The 21,769-nt window shown below is 67.4% G+C and carries 18 protein-coding genes, 1 tRNA gene, 1 other RNA gene and 2 pseudogenes; 9 read left to right on the forward strand and 13 right to left on the reverse strand.

Annotated elements, in window-relative coordinates:
• Positions 1 to 22: 22 nt before the first annotated feature.
• The 4 genes and pseudogenes from MSM1_RS01185 to MSM1_RS01200 all read left to right on the forward strand — a co-directional run.
• Positions 23 to 832, forward strand: coding sequence for a DUF732 domain-containing protein (locus MSM1_RS01185; protein ID WP_213439823.1), 810 nt, complete (start codon positions 23 to 25; stop codon positions 830 to 832).
• Between the two features lie 232 nt (positions 833 to 1,064).
• A complete protein-coding gene (locus MSM1_RS01190) occupies positions 1,065 to 1,295 on the forward strand; it encodes a hypothetical protein (protein ID WP_213439824.1) in 231 nt (76 codons plus the stop codon).
• Between the two features lie 10 nt (positions 1,296 to 1,305).
• Positions 1,306 to 1,710 carry a type II toxin-antitoxin system VapC family toxin gene (locus tag MSM1_RS01195; protein ID WP_213439825.1) on the forward strand — a complete coding sequence of 135 codons (405 nt, stop codon included), beginning with the start codon at positions 1,306 to 1,308 and terminating at the stop codon, positions 1,708 to 1,710.
• 523 nt (positions 1,711 to 2,233) lie between these two features.
• Positions 2,234 to 2,482, forward strand: a pseudogene (locus MSM1_RS01200) (hypothetical protein); the annotation flags it as partial.
• 178 nt (positions 2,483 to 2,660) lie between these two features.
• On the opposite strand, the gene MSM1_RS01205 reads toward MSM1_RS01200, so the two are convergent.
• From MSM1_RS01205 to prfB, 13 genes and pseudogenes are all read right to left on the reverse strand, one after another.
• Positions 2,661 to 2,733, reverse strand: a tRNA-Ala gene (locus MSM1_RS01205).
• 77 nt (positions 2,734 to 2,810) lie between these two features.
• Positions 2,811 to 4,445 (reverse strand): phosphoglucomutase (alpha-D-glucose-1,6-bisphosphate-dependent), encoded by a 1,635-nt coding sequence (pgm, locus tag MSM1_RS01210; RefSeq protein ID WP_213439826.1) that lies wholly within the window; start codon positions 4,443 to 4,445, stop codon positions 2,811 to 2,813.
• A gap of 201 nt (positions 4,446 to 4,646) precedes the next feature.
• Positions 4,647 to 5,003 carry a DUF488 domain-containing protein gene (locus MSM1_RS01215; protein WP_213439827.1) on the reverse strand — a complete coding sequence of 119 codons (357 nt, stop codon included), beginning with the start codon at positions 5,001 to 5,003 and terminating at the stop codon, positions 4,647 to 4,649.
• A 206-nt stretch (positions 5,004 to 5,209) separates the two neighbouring features.
• Positions 5,210 to 5,746 carry a hypothetical protein gene (locus tag MSM1_RS01220; RefSeq protein ID WP_213439828.1) on the reverse strand — a complete coding sequence of 179 codons (537 nt, stop codon included), beginning with the start codon at positions 5,744 to 5,746 and terminating at the stop codon, positions 5,210 to 5,212.
• Between the two features lie 243 nt (positions 5,747 to 5,989).
• Positions 5,990 to 6,357: a transfer-messenger RNA gene (ssrA, locus tag MSM1_RS01225) on the reverse strand.
• 205 nt (positions 6,358 to 6,562) lie between these two features.
• Positions 6,563 to 7,396, reverse strand: coding sequence for a maleylpyruvate isomerase family mycothiol-dependent enzyme (locus MSM1_RS01230; RefSeq protein WP_213439829.1), 834 nt, complete (start codon positions 7,394 to 7,396; stop codon positions 6,563 to 6,565).
• A 27-nt stretch (positions 7,397 to 7,423) separates the two neighbouring features.
• On the reverse strand, positions 7,424 to 8,272 hold the full coding sequence (locus tag MSM1_RS01235; RefSeq protein WP_213441248.1) for a DMT family transporter: 849 nt from the start codon (positions 8,270 to 8,272) through the stop codon (positions 7,424 to 7,426).
• Positions 8,269 to 8,763 (reverse strand): SsrA-binding protein SmpB, encoded by a 495-nt coding sequence (gene smpB, locus MSM1_RS01240; protein ID WP_213439830.1) that lies wholly within the window; start codon positions 8,761 to 8,763, stop codon positions 8,269 to 8,271. The genes MSM1_RS01235 and smpB overlap by 4 nt, the downstream gene beginning before the upstream one ends.
• A 2-nt stretch (positions 8,764 to 8,765) precedes the next feature.
• Positions 8,766 to 9,659, reverse strand: a complete 894-nt coding sequence (gene ftsX, locus MSM1_RS01245) for a permease-like cell division protein FtsX (protein ID WP_213439831.1) — start codon at positions 9,657 to 9,659, stop codon at positions 8,766 to 8,768.
• Entirely contained in the window at positions 9,660 to 10,349 is a 690-nt protein-coding gene (ftsE, locus tag MSM1_RS01250; RefSeq protein ID WP_213441250.1) for a cell division ATP-binding protein FtsE, read from the reverse strand. It lies immediately after the preceding gene.
• 55 nt (positions 10,350 to 10,404) lie between these two features.
• Positions 10,405 to 10,752: pseudogene (locus MSM1_RS22840) on the reverse strand (hypothetical protein); the annotation flags it as partial.
• Complete coding sequence (locus MSM1_RS01260) at positions 10,749 to 11,735, reverse strand: mechanosensitive ion channel family protein (RefSeq protein WP_213441252.1); 987 nt, start codon at positions 11,733 to 11,735, stop codon at positions 10,749 to 10,751. The gene MSM1_RS01260 and the pseudogene MSM1_RS22840, both read right to left, overlap by 4 nt.
• Positions 11,736 to 11,751: 16 nt before the next feature.
• Positions 11,752 to 12,858 carry a peptide chain release factor 2 gene (gene prfB, locus MSM1_RS01265; protein ID WP_213439832.1) on the reverse strand — a complete coding sequence of 369 codons (1,107 nt, stop codon included), beginning with the start codon at positions 12,856 to 12,858 and terminating at the stop codon, positions 11,752 to 11,754.
• 199 nt (positions 12,859 to 13,057) lie between these two features.
• Here prfB and MSM1_RS01270 point away from each other — a divergent pair, with 199 nt between their 5' ends.
• The 5 genes from MSM1_RS01270 (at position 13,058) to narI (ending at position 21,525) form a co-directional block, all read left to right on the forward strand.
• Complete coding sequence (locus MSM1_RS01270; RefSeq protein ID WP_213439833.1) at positions 13,058 to 14,437, forward strand: FAD-dependent oxidoreductase; 1,380 nt, start codon at positions 13,058 to 13,060, stop codon at positions 14,435 to 14,437.
• 419 nt (positions 14,438 to 14,856) lie between these two features.
• Entirely contained in the window at positions 14,857 to 18,552 is a 3,696-nt protein-coding gene (locus MSM1_RS01275; RefSeq protein WP_236054966.1) for a nitrate reductase subunit alpha, read from the forward strand.
• A complete protein-coding gene (gene narH, locus MSM1_RS01280) occupies positions 18,549 to 20,156 on the forward strand; it encodes a nitrate reductase subunit beta (protein ID WP_213439834.1) in 1,608 nt (535 codons plus the stop codon). The genes MSM1_RS01275 and narH overlap by 4 nt, the downstream gene beginning before the upstream one ends.
• Complete coding sequence (narJ, locus tag MSM1_RS01285) at positions 20,153 to 20,785, forward strand: nitrate reductase molybdenum cofactor assembly chaperone (RefSeq protein WP_213439835.1); 633 nt, start codon at positions 20,153 to 20,155, stop codon at positions 20,783 to 20,785. The genes narH and narJ overlap by 4 nt, the downstream gene beginning before the upstream one ends.
• Positions 20,782 to 21,525 carry a respiratory nitrate reductase subunit gamma gene (gene narI, locus MSM1_RS01290; RefSeq protein WP_307857250.1) on the forward strand — a complete coding sequence of 248 codons (744 nt, stop codon included), beginning with the start codon at positions 20,782 to 20,784 and terminating at the stop codon, positions 21,523 to 21,525. Before narJ ends, narI begins: the two co-directional genes overlap by 4 nt.
• Positions 21,526 to 21,769: the final 244 nt, after the last annotated feature.

Genomic DNA, 21,769 nt, shown 5'->3' on the forward strand with positions numbered 1-21,769 from the left:
CGCACTGCTTTACGCTCGAAAGATGCGCGATCGGGATACGATCGATGCCGAATTGCGGCGCCTGGCGGCGCTGCGGCGGTCAATCCGCGCGCACGGCGGCACGCCGTCAATTCGCCAGATCGACGAACTACTCGATGAGCGCCTGGGGCACCGCGCAGAGCTGCCCGAAACCGGCGCGATCCAACCGTGGGGAAACGCCGTGGTCGCCCGCGCCCGGCCGCGGCGCGACGAAACCGGCGACGTCACGCCCGCAGGGCATAAGGCGGTGTTACGCCGCTTCGGGCCTCTCGCGGTGTTACCGCTATCCCTGGTGGCCGCCGCCACCGTGCTGGTGGTGATGCTCACGGTCCACAACCCGCACCCGGCGGTGCGGCCGACACCGGTCCCACCATCGGATGCGCGGCCCCTTCCGCCGCCGGGTCCCCCCACCGCCGCACCGCCGGCCAGCTCCCCGGCCGCGTCGTCGGCCCCCGCTGCGCCGCTCGGCATTGTCGACAAGGCGTTCATCGACGCGTTGACACAGCAGGGTGTGCCAGTTCCCAGCCACGAATACGTGATCATCCATGGGCACGCGGTCTGTGACTTCCTTGCACACCAGCCGGACTTCACCGAGGCGGTGCGCTTCGTGCAGCGGTCATCGATCTGGGATGCCGGCCAAAGCGCGGAATTCGCCGCCGGTGCCGTCGTCTCGTACTGCCCTCAATACGAGCCTGCGAGCCCGGACAACACCACGCGGCAGGCGTTTCAGAATGCCCTTTCTGACCTACAAGCCATCCAAAATGATCTGCAGGGCATCCAAGACGATTTGCACGCCCTCCCCGGCCAGGGGTAATGGGGTCACCGCAGCACAACGGTTTCGTTCTGTGACCGCCAAGGGGGGATCGGGACGCGCCCAGGGCTAAGGCGGGCACCCTGGGGCGTCGGCGCGAGGCAGCCGGCATTCCCTGGTGAGGCTAAGAGACCCGCATCGGGACTGCTACCTGGTGGTGTCCGGTGATGCTTGGTTGGTGACTGCAAGCCGGCGTCGACATGTGCATGGCATGCGCACGTGATAGTGTGTGGCCGTGGCAGTTGCGCTTCAGATCAAAGACGTCCCCGAAGAAGTTCGCGACGCGCTAGCGGCCCGCGCCAAGGCTCGCGGCCAATCCACCCAAACGTATCTGCGATCCCTGTTGGAACGGGAGTACCAGGCTCAACGCAACCGGCAGCTCTTGGAGGCGTTGGCTGCTCATCGCAGCCTGACCATGACGGCCGAGGAAGTGGCGGCCGTCATCCGCGCCGACCGCGACGGGTGAGTTTCCCCCTGTGATCGTGGTGGACGCCGGCGTGCTGGTGTTGGCGCTCACCAGCGGCACTGCCCAAGGCGACGCGGCGCGCGCAGCCCTGAACGGCGACGACGGCTGGCTCGCGCCGGCCCACATGCCCGGCGAGGTGCTACGCGCTCTGCACACCGCCGTATTGCGCACCCAACTGGAGCCCGAGGACGCCGACGCCGCCGTCTACGCCCTCACCGCACTCGCCATCGAATACGTGCTTCCAGATCCAGTGCTCCTGCGCACCGCGTGGGCCTGGCGGCACAACATCTCGATCTACGACGGCCTGTATGTCGCTGTCGCCGCCGAACGCTCCGCCGCCGTCATCACCGTCGACAGCCGCTTGGCCGGTGCCACTGATCGGCTCGGTATCCCCGTCGCGGTCACCCTGCTCTAGGTCCGCCGCCGGCAATCGATGCAGCCCTGCATGGGAAAGGGTGCGGCAAGCAGCTACTGGATGCGCCGGGCAACGCCGTTGCCGCATCGGGAATCGGCGGCGGACGGCTCATCGTCGCTGATGCGATAGCCGAGCAGGCACACTCGTTTTACGAGCACTATCACGTCGTCCCTGGCAGCAATCGCGAGCGCCGTGTTGTGACGCGGGTTTCCGCAGCGGCTGGGGCACTTGGGCAGCGCAGGTCGAGGTCGCGCAGGGCGTCATCGACGCGTTTATCACCGTAGCCTCGCGCGGCGTGGCGGTGGCTGACGCGCGCCCGGTTCGCTTGGTGATCCCCGCGATCGCGCCCGCGTGGGGCGCCGGCGGGTTGCGCCCTCCTCGACGGTGTGCTCGGCGCGACCCGGCATCGTCGTCGACGACCTGGGCCCCAGGAGCGAACCGATCGGTTTACCCAACCGGCACGTGGTGATCGGGCGGCATCGCCGTCGTGCGGGCGGAGCCACCGGGTCGCCGAGCCGTATTGAAGTTCTTCCGCATTGGGTTCAAGAAGCAGGCTGACGTACTCGGCATCGTCTGCGCGCCAACCGAGATCGTCGACCTCATCCTGCGTGCCACCGACACCGCGTCCGGTAAGCACTTCGGCCGCGGCCTGACAGACGAGGGTATGCACATCCTCGACGGATTCACCGGCACCGGCACCTTCATCACCCGGCCGCTGGAATCCGACCTCATCACCGCCAAAGACCTTGAGCACAAATACTCGGCCGAGCTCGGCGGACTGCGGTGGTGCGACCTGTGCTTGCGGCGGGGATGTTGTCGATCCGGCAAGCCAGGGTCGACGTGAACGGGCGCGATCAGGTAGCGCCGCCGAAGACCTCACGCAGCATCCGAGAACTGCAGATCCCGCCTTGTAACAAAAAACCCTAGGCGGTTTGCCTGGGGTTTCTCTGTGGAGCTAAGGGGACTCGAACCCCTGACCCCCACACTGCCAGTGTGGTGCGCTACCAGCTGCGCCATAGCCCCCAAAGTGGTGCCAATCGAAGCTACACCACCGCCAACTAGCCTTCAAAGTCGCTGGTCGTGGCCGCCGCGATGCACCGTCACCCGATGACCCTGTCGACTACCTCCTGCGCCGCTTTTTGCACCTCGGCCAGGTGCTCACCACCCCGAAAGGATTCGGCGTAAATCTTGTAGACGTCCTCGGTGCCCGACGGCCGCGCGGCAAACCAGGCGTTGGCCGTCGTCACCTTGAGGCCGCCGAGCGGTGCGCCGTTGCCCGGCGCGGTGGTCAGCATCGCCGTGATCGGCTCACCTGCCAGCTCGGTGAGGTTCACCTGGTCGGCCGATAGCCTGGCCAGCCGAGCTTTCTGCTCCCGATCGGCGGGCGCGTCGACGCGCGCGTAGGCCGGTGCTCCGTATGTGGCGGTCAGCGTCTGATACCGCTGCGACGGGGTAGCGCCGGTGACGGCGAGGATCTCCGCGGCCAGCAACGCCATGATGATGCCGTCCTTGTCGGTGGTCCACACCGATCCGTCACGGCGCAAAAACGATGCTCCAGCGGACTCCTCACCGCCGAAACCGATAGTGCCACCAAGGAATCCGTCAACGAACCATTTGAACCCGACCGGTACCTCGACCAGCGTGCGGCCCAGTCCGGCGACCACCCGATCGATGATCGACGAGCTGACGGCGGTCTTGCCGACGGCGATGCCCGGCGGCCAGGACGGCCGATGGGTGTAGAGGTAGTCGATGGCCGCGGCCAGGTAGTGGTTGGGATTCAGCAGCCCGGCGTCGGGGGTGACGATACCGTGGCGGTCGGCGTCGGCGTCGTTGCCGCTGGCGATCTGGTAGCGGTCGCGGTTGCCGATCAGCGACGCCATCGCGTCCGGCGAACTGCAGTCCATCCGGATTTGGCCGTCGGTGTCCAGCGTCATAAACCGCCACGTCGCGTCGACCAGTGGATTGACCACCGTCAGGTTCAGGTTGTGCCGATCGGCGATCGCGCCCCAGTAGTCGACACTGGCCCCGCCCAGCGGGTCGGCGCCGACGCACACCCCGGCCCGGCGGATCGCCTCGATGTCGATGACGCTGGGCAGGTCATCGACGTAGGCGCGCAGGTAGTCATAACGCTGTGCGGCACGCCGCGCGCGAGCCCACGGCACCCGTTTCACCGCCGTGAGCCCGGCGCGCAGAATCTCGTTCGCCCGGTCGGCGATCGCCGTGGTGACAACGGTGTCCGCGGGGCCGCCGTGGGGCGGGTTGTATTTGAAGCCGCCGTCGCGGGGCGGGTTGTGCGAGGGCGTCACCACGATCCCATCGGCAAACGCCTCCCTGCGACCGCGATTGTGGCGGAGGATGGCGTGGCTGACCGCCGGTGTGGGGGTATACCGGTCGGCCGAGTCGATCACGGCCACAACGTCGTTGGCGGCCAGCACCTCCAGCGCGGACACCCAGGCCGGCTCCGAGAGGCCATGGGTGTCGCGGCCGATGAACAGCGGCCCGGTCGTTCGCGCGGTGGCGCGGTACTCGACGATGGCCTGCGTGATCGCCAGGATATGGGCCTCGTTGAAGGCCCCGTCGAGCGCTGAGCCCCGATGCCCCGCGGTGCCGAACACCACCTGCTGGGCGGCGTCGTCGGGGTCGGGTTCGACGGTGTAGTACGAGGTCACCAGATGCGGCAGGTCGACGAGGTCCTCGGGCTGGGCCGGTTGTCCGGCACGCGGGTTGGCCACCATGGCACCAATTCTGCCGATGAGCCCCCAGCGCGGCGCGACTAGCCACGGCGCTCCCGCAGCGGGGGAATGCCGTCGGGCGATGAAGGCGGCCCATGGAGCGCCGTCCGCCGATTCGGCATGTCGTGTTCGCCCAGAAACACCCGCCGCTCAGACTGCGCTCGCCGCCGCTGTGTCACCGCGAGCTTACCCAAGCTTGGAGGCTCACCGGCTTGTCAGCAGCTTCGCCAGCACCGCCGCCTGGCTGCGGTCAAGATCGCGGGTCGCGGTCACCAGCGTCACGGTGCCGCGCTTGCTCAGCTTGCGCAGTTCCTGCAGCGCCGCACTCCCCTGCAATTCTTCCTCGTATCGTGTGGCGAACTCATCGAAGCGCTCCGGCTGGTGGTTGTACCGCTTCCGCAGCTCCGCCGACGGCGCAACCTCCTTCAACCACGTGCCTACCCGCGGGTCGCCCTTGCGGAACCCGCGCGGCCACACCCGGTCCACCAGGACCCGTTCACCTTCGTCAGCTGCGGGCTCGTCATACACGCGAGCCACCCGAATCCGGCTCTTGGCGCCCATACGGCCACTCTAACGCCGGCACGGCGACCGCCTGCGGTGTTGCAAAAGCACGTGTTCGGCGGCATTGCCGGGACTCTCTGCCTGAGCCTTTGCCCCTGAGCTGCTCGTTGGTTCCCTCTGGGCCCCAGTTACCTGGGGTTGGTTACCTAGGGTTGGTTACCTGGGGTTGGTTACCTAGGGTGTGGCAGAACCCGGCCAGTGGAAATCTAGAGCCAGCCGATGCGGGCCGCACCAACGGGCTCGGCCGGGGGCGGGGCCAGTTGTCCGTCCCGCACGCCGTCGAGCATCCGTTTGACCGCGGCGACGATCTCCGGGGCTGCCGCAGCCAGTCCGTTCTTATCGGCCGCAGTGACCTCGTCGGTGTCGACGCCCGCTCGTGCCAGCACCGTGGCCGGATCGGCCAGCTGTTCGGCCAGCCACGACAGCGGGTCGGCGGATAGCTCGGGGACGAAGTGTCGGGGTCCGGGTTCCCACCCGTCGAAACGAGGGTGGTGATGGGCTCGGTCCAGCGTCCCGGGAGGGCTCTCGGTGGATCCGAACAGGTCCACCCGCCACACCGGGCGGGCAAAGCCGATCGGGACACCGGCGTAAATCGATCCCCGGGGCTCGGCTCGCTCGACGAGACGAAGTTCCAGTCTGACCCCGCGTTCCGGGGTTTCCTGGCCGGCGAGTGGCTTCGGGTCGACGAAATACATGTCTGCGATGACGACACCCAGGGTCTCGAAACCGAACGCGGCGAACATCGCGTACCCCTTCTTTGTGCCTTCTTCAGGTGCCTTCTTGAGCCCTTGAGCGTAGTCCCAGAGGGTCGCGTGGCCTAGCCCGCAGCAGCCACGACGTAGATCATGGGTGGATCATGGGTGGATCATGGGTTCCCGCAGAACGATTCGCGTGCCCGCCACGACCGCCACCACAACCGCGCAGACCACGCCGAAGCTTGCTGGTCGTCGTGACGCGACGTCGACGCCGGGACCCCAGCGCATTTTTGGTGGAGCTGCCGGGAATCGAACCCGGGTCCTACGGCATTCCCTCAAGGCTTCTCCGTGCGCAGTTCGCTGTGCCTCTGCTCGGATCTCCCGGTCACGCGAACTTGCCGGGATGACGATCCCAGTCGCTGTTGGTGTCCCGATGAGTCCCGCGACCGAACTCATCGGTTGATCCCTCTAGCTGATGCCAGGATCCGGGTCGAGGGCGCTCCCGGCCTGACAGACTAGCCGTCGCTTAGGCAGCGAGGGCGTAGTCGCGCTGATGTGAATCGGCGCTTATTTGTTCGCAACGACGCTTACGGTGGTCTCTTGCCTGCACCGGCACGCTTCCCTTGATTCGATGCGCGAAGTCGAAACCGTTCAGCCCCGTGTCTTCGAGCATCCCCGCCGACCTTCGGCAGGACAATCAAAGTTAACAATTAAAGATTACGCCTACTACGGCGCGCAGTTCCAACGCCGAGACACCGCATTATCATCCACACCCGCCACCGGAGGGCCAACCGCCAAGCACTGCCCTACCCTGCGCGGGCATGCGGCGCGCCGCGCACGGGAGCGCACCGAGCAGCACGCCCCTCAGATCACGTAGTTCAGGTGCTCGACGATGCGCGCGGCAAGGTCCTCGTCGCCGCCGAGCTCGATGCCCGCGGAGCTGGGGGCGCGCCCGCCGACGAGCCGGGTGAACAGCAGCCCGTCGAGGCGGATCGTCACCGTCGGCTCTTGCCCGCCGAAGTCGTCGACCACGCGCCCGCGGCCGGCGACGGCGACGTGAATCCTGCGCGCCAGTGGACCGGTCAGCTCGAAAACCACCCGGGATCCGTCCGGCGCGCCGCCAAGCTTGCCGACGACATAGCCCATGCTGGCCGCGATCTCATCGAGCGCAAGCCGGGCTCCCGGGCCGCGCAGGTCGTCTTCGGACGCCGGCGCCCCCACCGCGTCGCGGATGTCGTGCTCATGCATCCAGCAGTCGAAGGTGCGGATCCGCATAAACCGCCCGTAGGTGTCGACGCCCGCGGGGGTCTGCGCCGGTGCGTTCCAGTCGTCGTCGGACATCGCGATCAACTGCCGGCGCCGATCATCGGTCACCTCACGAAACCGCGCGCGCAGGTGCGCTCCCGATTCCGCGCTCAAGTGGCGCACCCAGCGCTCGTTGAACGCCCCCATCTCGTTGCGGACGTGGGGCAGCGCCGCCATGTCGATGTCGGCGTCGGGAACGGCGTGTCCCAGCAGGGTCAACTCGCTGCCGATCAGATGGGCCACCACCGCGTGCACCGTCCATCCGGGTAGCGCCGTCGGCGCCCGCCAACGAGTCTCCGGGAGCCCCGCCAGCAGCCGGTCGATGTCCTCCCAGACGGCGAATAACCCCGACAGCACCGCAGGCTTGTCGAGCTGGGTGCTGCGGGGGGTCACGCGCCGATCCTCACGTGCCCTAACACGTCAGCCCGCGGCGATCATCGCCACCGACACCGCCGCCAACATCATGCCGCCCGCCTGCCAGCGGGTCACCCGCTCGCGCAGCACGATGATGGCCAGCACGACGGTCGTCGCCGGATACAGCGAGATCAAGACGCTGGCCAACGAGAGCAACCATTCCTGTAACGCTAGCAGCATGGTGACGTTGGCCAAGGTATCCAGCAACGCCGCGGTCACCGCCAGCCGCAGCGGAGTCGGGGGCGGAAGCTGCAAGTTACCGCTGATCCCCGCCATGGCGAAGATCAGCACGGTGGCGATCGCCCGCGCGAAAACCAGCGGCCAAAGACGGCATTCCACCGGCGCCTCGTGCAATAGCACGAAGTCCAGCCCGAACGCTATCCCGGAGGCCGCGGTCAGCCGGGCCACCTTGGGGGTGAATCGGTGGGTCCGGACGTCCTCGTCCTCGGCGGCCTCCCGACCGACGAGCAGCACCGCTGCCATGGCCAGGACCACGCCCGCGACGGCCATACCGCCCGGTCGCTCCCCCAGCGCCACCCCGGCGGCCACCGGCACGGCAGCGTTCAGAATCGCCGCCAGCGGTGAGACCACCGAGATCGGTCCGGCCGCCATGGCCTGGTTAAACCACCATGCCCCGAACGCCTGGCTGACGCCGTACAGCGAGCCCCAGAGCACCGCGGCGGGATGCACCGGCCCACCGGCGCCGACCGCCACCGCCCCCAGCAGCAGCGTGGCAATCGGATAGGAGACCACCATCACCCGCAGCACGGCCGCTCGGCGCGCGGCCATGCCGCCGACGAAATCGCCCACGCCGAAGCTGACCGCCGATAGCTGGGCGTACGCGGCGCCGATCAGCTCATGCCCCTTGCGCGTCGTCCCATCGCACGAAGCACTTCCCGCTGGGCGTCTCGGCGAGCGATGTCCTGGCGTTTGTCATACGCCCGCTTACCGCGCGCTAGTGCGAGTTCCACTTTGACTTTCCCCTCGGAGAAATAGAGCGACAACGGCACCAGCGCGAGGTTACCATCCCGGATCTTGCCGACCAGATGGTCGATTTGGCGGCGGTGCAACAACAGCTTGCGGTTGCGGCGGGGATCATGGTTGGTCCAGCCGCCGTGCTTGTACTCCGGGATGTACACGTTGCGCAACCACACTTCGCCGCCCTCGATGGTGGCAAACGCGTCGACCAGAGACGCATGTCCCTGCCGCAGGCTCTTCACCTCGGTGCCGACCAGCGCCACCCCCGCCTCGAAAACCTCGACGATCGAAAAATTGTGCCGGGCCTTGCGATTGGTGGCGATGATCTGCCGACCCCGCGCTCCGGTGCGGCCGGATTTTTTGGCCACCGCTACCGCCGCACATACACGCGCAGGGTGGCATACGCGGTCACCCCCGCCATCGCCACCCCCAGCATGAGCAGTATCGGGGTGATGTAGAGGACGTCCGCGTAGTCGATCCGTGCGATCAGATGGGCTTGGTAGAACTGGTTGAGCGCGTTGTCCAGGAACAATGCCCGCACCAGGATCAGGCCGACGACGGCGATCGCGACGCCGACGGCGGCGGCCACCATCGCCTCGAGCAGGAAGGGCAGCTGGGTGTACCAACGGCTGGCTCCGACCAGCCGCATGATGCCGACCTCGGTACGACGGGTATACGCAGCGACTTGAACCATGTTGGCGATCAACAAGATCGCCCCGATCGTTTGGACAAGGGCGACGGCGAAGGCAGCGTTCCGCAGGCCGTCCAGGACAGCGAACAGCCGGTCGATCAGGCTTTTCTCGTTCAGTACGCTGAGCACTCCCGGCTGGCCCCGGATGGCGTCGTCGAACTCCTTGTTCTCCTCGGGGTTTTCCAGCTTGACGATGAACGACGCGGGAAATGACTCCTTGCCGGCGACGTCCTTGAATTCCGGAAACTTGCGGATGGCGTCCTCGTAGGCGTCGTCGCGGTTGACGAACCGCACCGATTTGACGTCGTTGCGCGCTTCGATCTTCTCCCGCAGTGCCTTGCAGGGGTTGGCGCTGCAGGTAGGGTCGTTGGCGGAGATGTCGTCGGTGAGGAATACCTGCGTCTCGACCCGGTCGAGGTAGATGCGGCGGGAGTTGTCGGCCAACCGGACCACCAGCAGACCGCCGCCGAACAGACCGATCGAGATGGCCGTCGTCAGGATCATCGCGACCGTCATGGTGACGTTGCGGCGAAGGCCGGTCAGAACCTCGTTGAGCAGGAAGCCGAAGCGCACCTAGCGGTCCATCCCGTAGACGCCGCGCTGCTCGTCACGCACCATCCTGCCCAGCGACAGCTCGACGACGCGTTGTCGCATCGAGTCGACGATGTGATGGTCGTGCGTTGCCATCAGCACCGTTGTCCCGGTGCGGTTGATCCGCTCCAGCAAATCCATGATGTCCCTGCTGGTCTCGGGGTCGAGGTTGCCGGTGGGCTCGTCGGCCAGGAGCACCAGCGGCCGGTTGACGAACGCGCGGGCGATCGCCACCCGCTGCTGCTCTCCTCCGGACAGCTCGCTGGGCAGCCGGTTGGCCTTGCCGGACAAGCCGACCATCTCCAGCACGTCGGGCACCACCCGGTTGATTACCTCGCGGCGCTTGCCGATGACTTCCAATGCGAACGCGACGTTTTCGAACACCGTCTTTTGCTGAAGCAGCCGGAAGTCCTGGAAGACGCAGCCGATCACCTGACGCAGCTTCGGGACGTGGCGTCCGGGCAGGGTGTTGACGTGAAACTTCGAGACCCGGATATCGCCGCGGGTGGGCGACTCCTCGGCCAGTAGCAGCCGCATGACCGTCGACTTGCCCGACCCGGTGGGGCCGATCAGAAAGACGAACTCACCCTTGTCGATCTTGACGTTGACGTCGTCCAGCGCCGGGCGCGCCGAGCGTTTGTACTGCTTGCTGACGTGGTCGAGGGTGATCATCACGGCTCGCCAGTGTAACCGCGCAGTTCAACCGGCGCGCTTAACTCCCCGGAGATGGCGCCGAGGTGGTTGTCGAGGGCGCCGTGGTGGGTGTCGCGCTCGGGATCGCGGTAACCGTCACGGTAGCCGGCGGCCGCTGCAGCCGACTGCGCGGCACCCACGTGTAACTCGGGTCGGGCACGAAGCCGGGCGGCACTACCTGCGGAGACGGCGGCGTCGGCGCGGTCTCCGGCCGGTAGGCGTCATAGGCCCACCACACCGCCACAAATGCCAGGATCAACATCACGGTGGAGGTGCGGACGCGGCCGCCGAACAGATAGCCCGGCCAACCCCGTTTCTTCTCACCGGGTGTCGTGGCGGCAGGCGGCGTGCCCGTGGATCTCCCTGACGGCGCTGATCTCACCGCCGCGGCACCTGGCCCGGCGTGTCGTCCCGGGCGCCACCGGCCGCCGCCGGATGCGCGGTTGCGGTCGCCGACGCATCGGTCGCGGTCGCCGACGCATCGGTCGAGGTCACGACGCCGACGCGGGCGAGGGCATCAACCACCAGCACCCGTAGCCGCCGGCCCACCTCGAACTGCTTTCCGGGCAGCGTACGGGCCACCAGCCGCAGGTTCACGGCGTCGACTTCGATGCTCTCCACCCCCATCGGGATCGGCGAATCCAGCAACAACTCCCCCAACACCGCGTCCTCGCGGGCATGCTCACACACCTCGTGCAAGGCCTCGTTGACCCGATTCAGGTCGGCGCTGGTGGGCACCGGCACGTCGACGGCGGCACGCGCCCAGTCCTTGGACAGGTTGACAGATTTGACGATTTGGCCGTTGGGAACGGTGAACACCTCGCCGTCCGCAGAGCGCAGCCTGGTCACCCGCAACGTGACATTCTCAACGGTGCCAACCGCATCGGTCGACGACCCCATGATGGTGAGCTTGACCAGGTCCCCGAACCCGTACTGCTTTTCGGCGATGATGAAAAACCCGGCGAGCAGGTCCTTGACCAGCTGCTGAGCCCCGAAGCCGAGCGCGGCGCCCAGCACCGTGGCCGGCGCGACCAGCCCGCGCACCGGAATATGCAGCACGTCGATGATCTCGACGGCGACCACCACGGCTATCAGCACGATCGACATCCAGGAGATCACCGCCGCCACCGCCTGGCGGTGCTTGCTGGCCTCCGAGCGCACTAACGCGTCGCCCTCGGTAAAGCCCACATCAAGTCGCTGGGTGATCTTTTGCGCCGCCCAATTGACGAACCGCCCCGCCAGCACCGCCCCGATCGGCAGCAAGAGAATGCGCAGGCCCTTGGTGAGAATCCAGTCGCGCAGATCGGCGCGCCACACGTCCCGCCCGGGCGGAAAAGCCTCGCAGAGCAGAAAAGCCTTAGTAATTGCGAAGGTAGTTGTGCTAGTCGTCGTGTCGCCTGTTGCGCCACCGGATGCCCGCTTCCAGGAAGCCGTCGATGTCCCCGTCCAACACGGCCGCCGGGTTGCTCACCTCATAATCGGTGCGCAGATCCTTGACCATCTGATAGGGGTGCAACACATAGGAGCGCATCTGGTTACCCCAGGAGCTGCCCCCCTCCCCCTTCAAAGCGTCCAGCTCGGCACGTTCTTCTAACCGCTTGCGCTCCAGCAACTTGGCCTGCAGCACCCGCATGGCGGACTGCTTGTTCTGCAGCTGCGACTTCTCGTTTTGACAGGTGACGACGATACCGGTCGGGATGTGGGTGAGGCGGACCGCCGAGTCGGTGGTGTTCACCGACTGGCCGCCGGGCCCACTGGAGCGGTAGACGTCAACGCGCACGTCACCTTCCGGGATGTCGATGTGATCGGTGGTCTCCACCACCGGCAGCACCTCGACTTCGGCAAACGACGTCTGGCGACGGCTCTGGTTGTCGAACGGGCTGATGCGGACCAGCCGGTGGGTGCCCTGCTCGACCGACAAAGTCCCGTAGGCGAACGGAGCATGCACCACAAAGGTCGCGCTTTTGATCCCGGCCTCCTCGGCATAAGAAGTGTCGAACACCTCGACCGGGTAGCGATGCTGCTCGGCCCAGCGGAGATACATCCGCATCAGCATCTCGGCCCAGTCGGCGGCGTCCACACCGCCCGCCCCGGAACGAATGGTGACCAGGGCCTCACGCTCGTCGTATTCGCCCGAGAGCAGGGTACGGACCTCCAGTGCTTCGATGTCGGCTCGCAGCGCCTTGAGCTCGGCGTCGGCTTCGGCGAGGGTCTCGGCGCCGCCCTCTTCGGCCGCGAGCTCGTAGAGCACCGGCAGGTCGTCCAGACGGCGGCGCAGCTGCTCGACACGGCGCAATTCACCCTGGCTGTGCGACAGCTCGCTGGTGACCCGCTGCGCGCGGGCCGGGTCGTCCCACAGCTTCGGATCGGACGCTTCGTGCTCGAGTTTCTCGATGCGGCTACGCAGGCCCTCGATGTCGAGCACCTTTTCCACCGTGGTCAGGGTGGAATCGAGGGCCGCGATGTCGGCCTGGCGATCGGGTTCCACAGTTTCCCACGTTACCGGCGTTCCCCGGCGACGGCGGGGTCCAGCGGCAACCGGCGAGGCATTCGAGATCGACGGTGCTGCGCCGGCAGCTTTAACCATCACCGGTTAGCATCGGCTGAAGCCAGCATGCGCATTACCCGGCCGCAACGCCGCCCGCGGCGCCAATGCGGTTGCACCAACACCGACAGAAGGCTCGCATATGCGTCGTTACTACATCGCGATCGTCGGCTCGGGTCCGGCGGGATTCTTTGCCGCCGCGTCACTGCTGAGGGCCGCGGATGCCTCCGGCCAATTCGACGTCGCCGTCGACATGCTGGAGATGCTGCCCACTCCGTGGGGGCTGGTGCGTTCCGGGGTGGCGCCCGATCACCCCAAGATCAAGTCGATCAGCAAGCAATTCGAAAAGACCGCCGAAGATCCCCGATTCCGCTTCTTCGGCAACATCGTGGTGGGTGAACACGTCCAGCCTGCCGAACTCGCCGAGCGCTACCACGCGGTGATCTACGCCGTCGGGGCGCAAACGGACCGTGCGCTGAACATTCCCGGCGAGGACCTGCCGGGAAGTATCGCCGCGGTGGATTTCGTGGGCTGGTACAACGCGCACCCCCACTTCGGCCAGATCTCGCCGGACCTGTCCGGCGGCCGGGCCGTCGTCGTCGGCAACGGCAACGTCGCCCTTGATGTGGCGCGCATCCTGGTCACCGATCCCGATGTGCTCGCGCTTACCGATATCGCCGATCACGCGTTGGAGTCGCTGCGCCCGCGCGGCATCCAGGAAGTGCTGATCATCGGCCGGCGCGGACCGCTGCAGACCGCGTTCACGACGCTGGAGCTGCGCGAGCTGGCCGACCTGGAGGGCGTCGACGTGATTGTCGATCCCGCCCAGCTGGAGGGCATCAGCGACGAGGACGCGGCCGCGGTGGGCAAAACCGCCAAACAGAACATCAAGGTGTTCCGCGACTACGCGGCCCAACAGCCCCGCCCGGGGCATCGCCGCATCGTGTTCCGGTTCTTGACCTCCCCTATTGCCATCGAAGGCAATGGCAAGGTAGAGCGAATTGTGCTGGGCCGCAACGAGTTGGTTACCGACGACAGCGGGCGGGTGGTGGCCAAGGACACCGGTGCCCGAGAGGAGCTGCCCGTGCAGTTGGTGGTGCGCTCGGTCGGCTACCGCGGCGTACCCCTACCGGGGCTGCCGTTCGACGACAAGACCGCGACCATCCCCAACACCGACGGCCGGGTCGTGGGCAGCCGCAACGAGTACGTCGTCGGGTGGATAAAGCGCGGCCCGACCGGCGTCATCGGCACCAACAAGAAAGACTCCCAAGACACCGTGGACACGCTGCTCGCCGATCTGGCGGATGCCCGTGAGTCCGAGCGGGCGGATGTCGCGGATTTCCCCCAGAGCCACGCCGACGAGCTCGCCAACTGGCTGGCCTCGCGCCAGCCGAAGCTCATCACCGGGGCGCACTGGCTGGCCATCGACCGCTTTGAGCGCGCGGCCGGGCAGCCGCACGGGCGGCCTCGCGTCAAATTGGCGACCCTCGACGAGCTGCTGCGGGTCGGGCACGCTGGCTAAGCCGTCGACGAGCGCCCCCGGGCTGAGGATCTCGGCCAGATCAGCGCGGATTGCGCGGCGCGCAAGCCCGCCGACCGGACACCCGCTCGTTGCTGGCGGCAGGCGGGCTCGACGTCCGGGCGCCGTGCGGGTATTTTCCTGAGCTGTTCTTGTAAAAACGATGCCAGCAAAACCCCGCGCGGGTGGTATGACGGATAGCGAGGCGAATGCGACATCGGAGCATCGGCCGCCGGCCCGGACGCGCGCAGGCCCAGTGCCCGATCCGACCGGGCCGGATGGCCCCTCCAGCCAGAGGAGGCCACGCCTGACGGGGCATCGAAGTGGTTGACATCGCACCACCCGGGACACGACCGTCGTCTGAGCAGCGGCCCGAAGATTCCACTACCGCCGGTCACGCGCCGTCGGCCCCGCGGGCCTACCTGGCGCCGCTGTTGCCCGGCGGGGAGCCCGTCGAGTCGCTGTTGCGCAAGGCGCAGTTCTTCACCCCCGGAACACCCACCCCCGACCATCGTGAGGTGCACCGCCGTGGGGGGCGCGGGGCAGAAGAGTTCTACCGGCAGCGCTGGCGGCACGGCAAGGAGGTCCGCTCAACCCACGGGGTGAACTGCACCGGCTCGTGCTCGTGGAAGGTCTACGTCAAGGAGGGCATCATCGCCTGGGAGACCCAGGCGACCGATTACCCCTCGGTGGGCCCGGACAGCCCCGAATACGAGCCTCGCGGCTGCCCGCGGGGCGCGTCGTTTTCCTGGTACACCTACTCGCCGGCCCGGGTGCGCTACCCCTATATCCGCCAGCCGCTGCTGGAGCTGTGGCGCGAAGCGCGCGCCCGCCTGGGCGACCCGGTGCAGGCGTGGGCGGAGATCACCGGCGACCCCGAGCGCGCGGCGCGCTACAAGCAGGCCCGCGGCAAGGGCGGATTCCTGCGCTCGACCTGGGACGAGGCCAGTGAGCTGATCGCGGCCGCGCAGGTGCACACCATCAAGACCTACGGGCCGGACCGGGTGGTGGGTTTCTCGCCGATCCCCGCGATGTCACAGGTGTCCTATGCGGCGGGAACCCGGTTTTTGTCGATGATCGGCGGCACGATCCTGTCCTTCTATGACTGGTACGCCGACATGCCGCTGGCGTCCCCGCAGGTGTATGGCGACCAGACCGACGTGCCCGAGTCCGGCGACTGGTGGAACGCCGCCTACCTGATCATCTGGGGAACCAATCTGCCCATCACCCGCACCCCGGACGCGCATTTCATGGTGGAGGCCCGCTACCGCGGGCAGAAGGTTGTCGTCGTGAGCCCCGACTACTCCGATCACACCAAGTTCGCCGACGACTGGCTGGCCTGCGCGCCCGGCACCGACGGCGCACTGGCGATGGCGATGGGGCACGTGATCCTCTCCGAGTTCTTCCGGGACCGCCAGGTGCCCTACTTCCAGCAGTACGTCAAGACCTACACGGATCTGCCGTTTTTGGTCACCCTGCGCCCACGCGGCGCTGCCGCCGAAAACGTGTACGTTCCGGACCGGTTCCTTACCGCCGCCCACCTGGGCCACCACGACGAACGGGCCCCGCACCAGACGGTGCTGCTGGACGCGGTGACCGGGCACCCGGTCATCCCCAACGGCACCCTGGCCGACCATTACGGCGACGCGGGCAAGGGCAACTGGAACCTCGAGCTCGGCGACATCGACCCGGTGCTGACGCTGCACGGTCGCACCGCCGACGCGGTGGCCGTCGACCTGCCTCGCTTCGACATCGGCGACACCGAGGGCGGCAGCGTCGTCCGCCGCGGTGTTCCGGTGCTGCGCCTGGGCAACCGGCTGGTGACGACGGTGTTCGATCTGCTGATGGCCCATTACGCGGTACGCCGGGAGGGGTTGCCGGGCGAGTGGCCCACCGGCTACGACGACGCCACCCAGCCCTACACGCCGGCGTGGCAGGAGGCGATCACCTCGGTGCCGGCCCGCGCCGCCGCCCGGGTGGCCCGCGAATTCGCCCGCAGCGCAGAGCTTTCCGGCGGCCGATCGATGATCGCGATGGGTGCGGGCACCAACCATTGGTTTCACTCCGACCAGATCTATCGCACCTTCTTCACGCTGACCATGCTGTGCGGCTGCCAGGGGGTCAACGGCGGCGGCTGGGCGCACTACGTCGGCCAGGAAAAGGTCCGCCCGCTCACCGGCTGGCAGCAGATTGCCTTCGCGCTGGACTGGCAGCGGCCCACCCGGCACATGACCGGCACCTCGTTTTTCTACCTGCACACCGACCAGTGGCGCTACGAGCAGTTCGGCGCCGACGAACTGGCCAGCCCGCTGGGCCGGGGCCTGTTCCGTGGCCGTGCGATGGCCGACGCGCTGGCCCAGGCGTCCCGGCTGGGGTGGACGCCGTCGTTTCCGACCTTCGACCGCAATCCCTTGGACCTGGCGGATGAGGCCGCCCGGGCCGGCAAGCGCGTCGCCGACTACGTAGTCGACGAACTGCGAACGGGCCGGCTGCGTTTCGCCGGCGAGGACCCGGATGACCCGGTGAACTTCCCGCGTGTGCTGACGGTGTGGCGGGCGAACCTGTTGGGGTCGTCGGGCAAGGGCATGGAGTACTTCATGCGCCACCTGCTGGGCACCCACCACGCGGTGCGCGCCGAAGAGACACCCGAGCGGCTGCGGCCGGTCGAGGTGCGCTGGCGCGAGGAGGCGCCGTGCGGCAAGCTCGATCTGGCCGTCACCATCGATTTCCGGATGACCAGCACCTGTAGCTACTCCGATATCGTGCTGCCGGCGGCCACCTGGTACGAGAAGTACGACATCTCGACCACGGACATGCATCCGTTCGTCAACTCGTTCAACCCGGCCATCGCGCCGCCGTGGGAGGCGCGCACCGACTTCGACGCGTTCGCCACCATCGCCCGCGACTTCTCCCGGCTCGCGGCCAAGCACCTGGGCACCCGCACCGATGTGATCGCCGCGCCGCTGCTGCACGACACGGCCGACGAGCTCGCCCAGCCCGGGGGCGCGGTGCGGGACTGGCGCCGCGGCGAATGCGACCCAGTGCCCGGCCAGACCATGCCGCACCTGGTGACGATCGAGCGCGACTACACCGCGGTCGCCGACAAGATGGCCGCGCTCGGCCCGGCGATCGAGGTGGCGGGCACCCCGTGCAAAGGCATCACCTGGAAACCCGCCGCGGCGGTGGACTATCTGGCCCGCCGAAACGGCACCGTCCGCGGCGGGGTCGCTCACGGCCGGCCGTCCCTGGCGCGCGACGTGCATATGGCCGAGGCGATCCTCGCGCTCTCAGGCACCACCAACGGCGCGGTCGCCATGCAGGGGTGGCAGGCGATGGAGGAGCGCACCGGGATGCGCCTGGCAGACCTGGCCGAGGAGCGCGCCGGTGAGCAGATCACCTTCGAAGACACCCAGATCCAGCCCCGGGCGGTGATCACCTCCCCGGAGTGGTCCGGCAGCGAGACCGGCGGGCGGCGCTATTCGCCGTTTGTGATCAACGTCGAGCGCAAGAAGCCCTGGCACACGCTGACCGGACGCATGCACTTCTTCCTCGACCACGACTGGATCGCCGAATACGGCGAGTGGCTGCCGGTGTACCGCCCACCGCTGAACTATCCCCGGCACTTCGGCGAGCAGGGACTGTCCGAAGACGGCCGGCCCGAGATCACCGTTCGCTACCTCACGCCGCACTCGAAGTGGTCGATCCACTCGGAATACCAGGACAACCTGCACATGCTGCGGCTGTTCCGCGGCGGGCCGGTGATCTGGATGAGCCCGGCCGATGCCGCCGTCATCGGGGTGGCCGACAACGACTGGATCGAGGCCTACAACCGCAACGGGGTGGTGGTCGCCCGGGCCGTCGTCACCCACCGGATGCCCAAGGGCACGGTGTTCATGTACCACGCCATGGACCGGCACTTGATGACACCGAAATCAGAGGTGTCCGGCTGGCACGGCGGCGGCGACAACTCCCTGACCCGGCTGGTGATCAAGCCGACGCACATGATCGGCGGCTACGCCCAGCTGTCGTTCGGGTTCAACTACTACGGCACCACCGGCAACCAGCGCGACGAGATCACCGTCATCCGCCGCCGCTCGCAAAAGGTGGCCTACCGATGAGGGTGATGGCCCACGTGGCGATGGTGATGAACCTCGACAAGTGCATCGGCTGCCACACCTGCACGGTGACCTGCAAGCAGGTGTGGACCAACCGCCCGGGAACCGAGTACGTCTACTTCAACAACGTCGAAACCAAGCCGGGCATCGGCTACCCCAAGCGCTACGAAGACCAGCAGCAATGGAAGGGGGGCTGGACGCTGGACCGCAAGGGCCGGCTTCAGCTCAAGGCGGGTGGGCGGCTGCGCAGGCTGCTGTCGATCTTCTACAACCCGGACCTGCCCAGCATCGACGACTACGGCGAGCCGTTCACCTACGACTACCAGACCGTGATCGACGCCCCGCTGGGCACGCCCAACCCCAGCGCGCATTCGATCTCCGCGCTGACCGGACGGGACATGACGGTCACCTGGGGCAGCAACTTCGACGACGATCTGGCCGGCGCGCCGGAGCTGGCGGTCGACGATCCGGACCTGGCGGGGCTGCAAGACCGGGTGAAGATGGAGTTCGAGCAGGTGTTCATGTTCTACCTGCCGCGCATCTGCGAGCACTGCCTCAACCCCTCTTGCGTGGCCTCCTGCCCGTCGGGGGCGATGTACAAGCGCGCCGAGGACGGCATCGTGCTGGTGGACCAGGACCGTTGCCGGGGCTGGCGGTTCTGTGTGTCCGGGTGCCCGTATAAGAAGGTGTACTTCAACCACCGCACCGGCAAAGCGGAAAAGTGCACGTTTTGCTATCCGAGGGTGGAGCAGGGGTTACCGACGATCTGCTCGGAGACCTGCGTAGGCCGGCTGCGGTATCTGGGCTTGGTGCTCTACGACGCCGACCGGGTGCTGGCCGCCGCGGCGACTCCCGACGTCCAGGACCTCTACCAAGCGCAGCTAGGAGTGTTTCTCGATCCGCACGACCCGGACGTGCAGGCCGCGGCGGCCGCGGCGGGAATCCCGCACGACTGGATCCAGGCGGCGCAGCGCTCACCGGTCTACGAGTTGGCCGTGCGGCACAAGGTCGCCCTGCCGCTGCACCCGGAGTACCGCACGCTGCCGATGGTGTGGTACATCCCGCCGCTGTCGCCGGTGGCCGATGTGGTCAACGCGGCGGGCTACGACGAGAACAACCCGGACAACGTGTTCGCCACCATCGACGCGCTGCGCATCCCGATGGAGTATCTGGCCAACCTGTTCACCGCCGGTGACGCCGAGGTGGTGCGCGCGGTGTTGCGCAAGCTCGCCGCGGTGCGGGCCATCCAGCGTGCCGGGCAGCTGGGGCTGCAGGTCGACGAGAACCTGCCCGCCTCGGTGGGCGCCAGCGCCGATGATCTCGATGACCTCTATCGGCTGCTGGCCATCGCGAAATACGAAGACCGCTACGTCATTCCGCCGGCCCACGCCGAGGAGGCGGGACGGCTGATGGGTCAGCATGAGCAGCTGTTCTGCAGCCTGGACACCGACGGTGGCCCCGGTATGGGCGGCTACGGGCCACCGGGGCCGCACGGCATCGGCTCTTACCGTCCTGGGGCTCAAACAGCCCGCGGGCCAAGGCGTTTCAATCTGCTGAACTGGAACGGACGCGACCGCGTGCCGGGGATGTTTCCGGGTGGCGCATGAACACCCAGACGGTCAAGCTGGCGTCGGTGCTACTGCAGTACCCGACGACGGCGCTCTTCGACGGGCTCGACGAGCTCGACGCGTTCGCGGCCACCACCGGCCCCAAGCCCGCCCGCGAGGCGTTCGGCCGGTTCCTGGGCTGGCTGCGCGCCACACCTCCCAACGAGGTGGCGCGGCACTACGTGCAGACTTTCGATCTGCGCCGCCGCTGCTCGCTCTACCTGACGTACCACCGCTACGGCGACACCCGCAAACGGGGTATGGCGATGGTGGTCATCAAGACCGCGTACCGCGATGCGGGCTTCGTCCCGTCCGACGACGAGCTGCCCGACTACCTGCCGATGGTGCTGGACTTCGCCGCGCTCTGCCCACGCGGCGAACGGCTGCTCTACGGTCACCGCACCGACCTGGAGCTGCTGCGCCGCGCCCTGGTGGCCGTCGAGTCGCCGTACGCCGACGTGGTCACCGCGGTCGCTGCCGGCCTGCCGCCGCTGGGCAAATTCGAGCTGAGCCAGGTTCGTGCGGCGTGGCAGTCCGGCCCGCCCAGCGAAAAGGTCGGGCTGGAGCCGTTCGCCCCGCCGGAATACCTGACCGGCTACGGGGCCCCACACGATGGAGGACGGTCGTGAGCGCGTGGTCCATGCTGTGGTGGGTGATCCTGCCCTATATCGCCCTCGCGGTTTTCGTGGTGGGCCACATCTGGCGATGGCGCTACGACCAGTTCGGCTGGACCAGCCGCTCCACCCAGTTGCAGGAGCGGCGGCTGCTCAAATGGGGCTCGCCGCTGTTTCACTACGCCACGTTCGCCGCGATCGCCGGGCACGTGCTGGGCATCCTGGTTCCCAAGTCATTCACCGACTGGCTGGGCATCCCGGAGAAGGCCTACCAGATGTTCTCCGGTATCGCCGGGTCGATCGCCGCCATCGGCATCCTCATCGGCGCCGCGATCCTGACGTTTCGGCGCGTCGCGATCCCGCGGGTGCGCGCCACCACCAGCGCCGTGGACTACTTGGCGCTGATCCTGCTCGGCATCATCGTCATCCTCGGCATCTACCTGACAATCGGCAAGGAGGAACTCGGCGGAGGCTACGAATACCGCAACACCGTCTCGGTGTGGTTTCGCAGCCTGTTCACCGCACGCCCGAACGTGGCGGCAATCGAGAACGCGCCCATCATGTATCAGGTGCACGCCGCGGCCGCCTGGGCGATCTTCATGGTGTGGCCGTTCAGCCGGTTGGTGCACGCGTGGAGCTATCCGCTGTGGTACTTGTGGCGGCCCTACATCGTCATCCGCAGCCGAGTGGCCACCCAACCACAGGAGCCCGGCACCGCAGGGCGCCGCTGGCGCAAAATCGGCGTGCCCTACTGACGAGCGCTGCGCTGGCGCGCTCTGCTGACGCTGGGTTGGCGCGCGCTCTGCCCGCGGCCCTGGCTATTTTGTCGATATGTCGGGTTACCCTCGGCGCCAAGGCGATTCATTGCCGCTAACGTTCGACAGGTTGTAGCCTCCATTCTCAGCACCCGTTCGCCGCCTGGCCGACGATCGCACGTGAGTAGTCCAAGTAACCAGGAACACCCGATCGCCGGCTCATGGTCCGACACACGTGGCCGTA

This window comes from Mycobacterium sp. SM1, assembly GCF_018361265.1.
In the GTDB taxonomy this organism is placed as follows: domain Bacteria; phylum Actinomycetota; class Actinomycetes; order Mycobacteriales; family Mycobacteriaceae; genus Mycobacterium.

What these genes read in the sequence shown, in the direction of transcription:
- MSM1_RS01270 (WP_213439833.1), top strand. Translation starts at nt 13,058, where the DNA reads ATGCGTCGTTACTACATCGCGATCGTCGGCTCGGGTCCGGCGGGATTC.
- MSM1_RS01220 (WP_213439828.1), bottom strand. Translation starts at nt 5,746, where the DNA reads ATGTTCGCCGCGTTCGGTTTCGAGACCCTGGGTGTCGTCATCGCAGAC.
- ftsE (WP_213441250.1), bottom strand. Translation starts at nt 10,349, where the DNA reads ATGATCACCCTCGACCACGTCAGCAAGCAGTACAAACGCTCGGCGCGC.
- narJ (WP_213439835.1), top strand. Translation starts at nt 20,153, where the DNA reads ATGAACACCCAGACGGTCAAGCTGGCGTCGGTGCTACTGCAGTACCCG.
- MSM1_RS01215 (WP_213439827.1), bottom strand. Translation starts at nt 5,003, where the DNA reads ATGGGCGCCAAGAGCCGGATTCGGGTGGCTCGCGTGTATGACGAGCCC.
- MSM1_RS01185 (WP_213439823.1), top strand. Translation starts at nt 23, where the DNA reads ATGCGCGATCGGGATACGATCGATGCCGAATTGCGGCGCCTGGCGGCG.
- pgm (WP_213439826.1), bottom strand. Translation starts at nt 4,445, where the DNA reads ATGGTGGCCAACCCGCGTGCCGGACAACCGGCCCAGCCCGAGGACCTC.
- narH (WP_213439834.1), top strand. Translation starts at nt 18,549, where the DNA reads ATGAGGGTGATGGCCCACGTGGCGATGGTGATGAACCTCGACAAGTGC.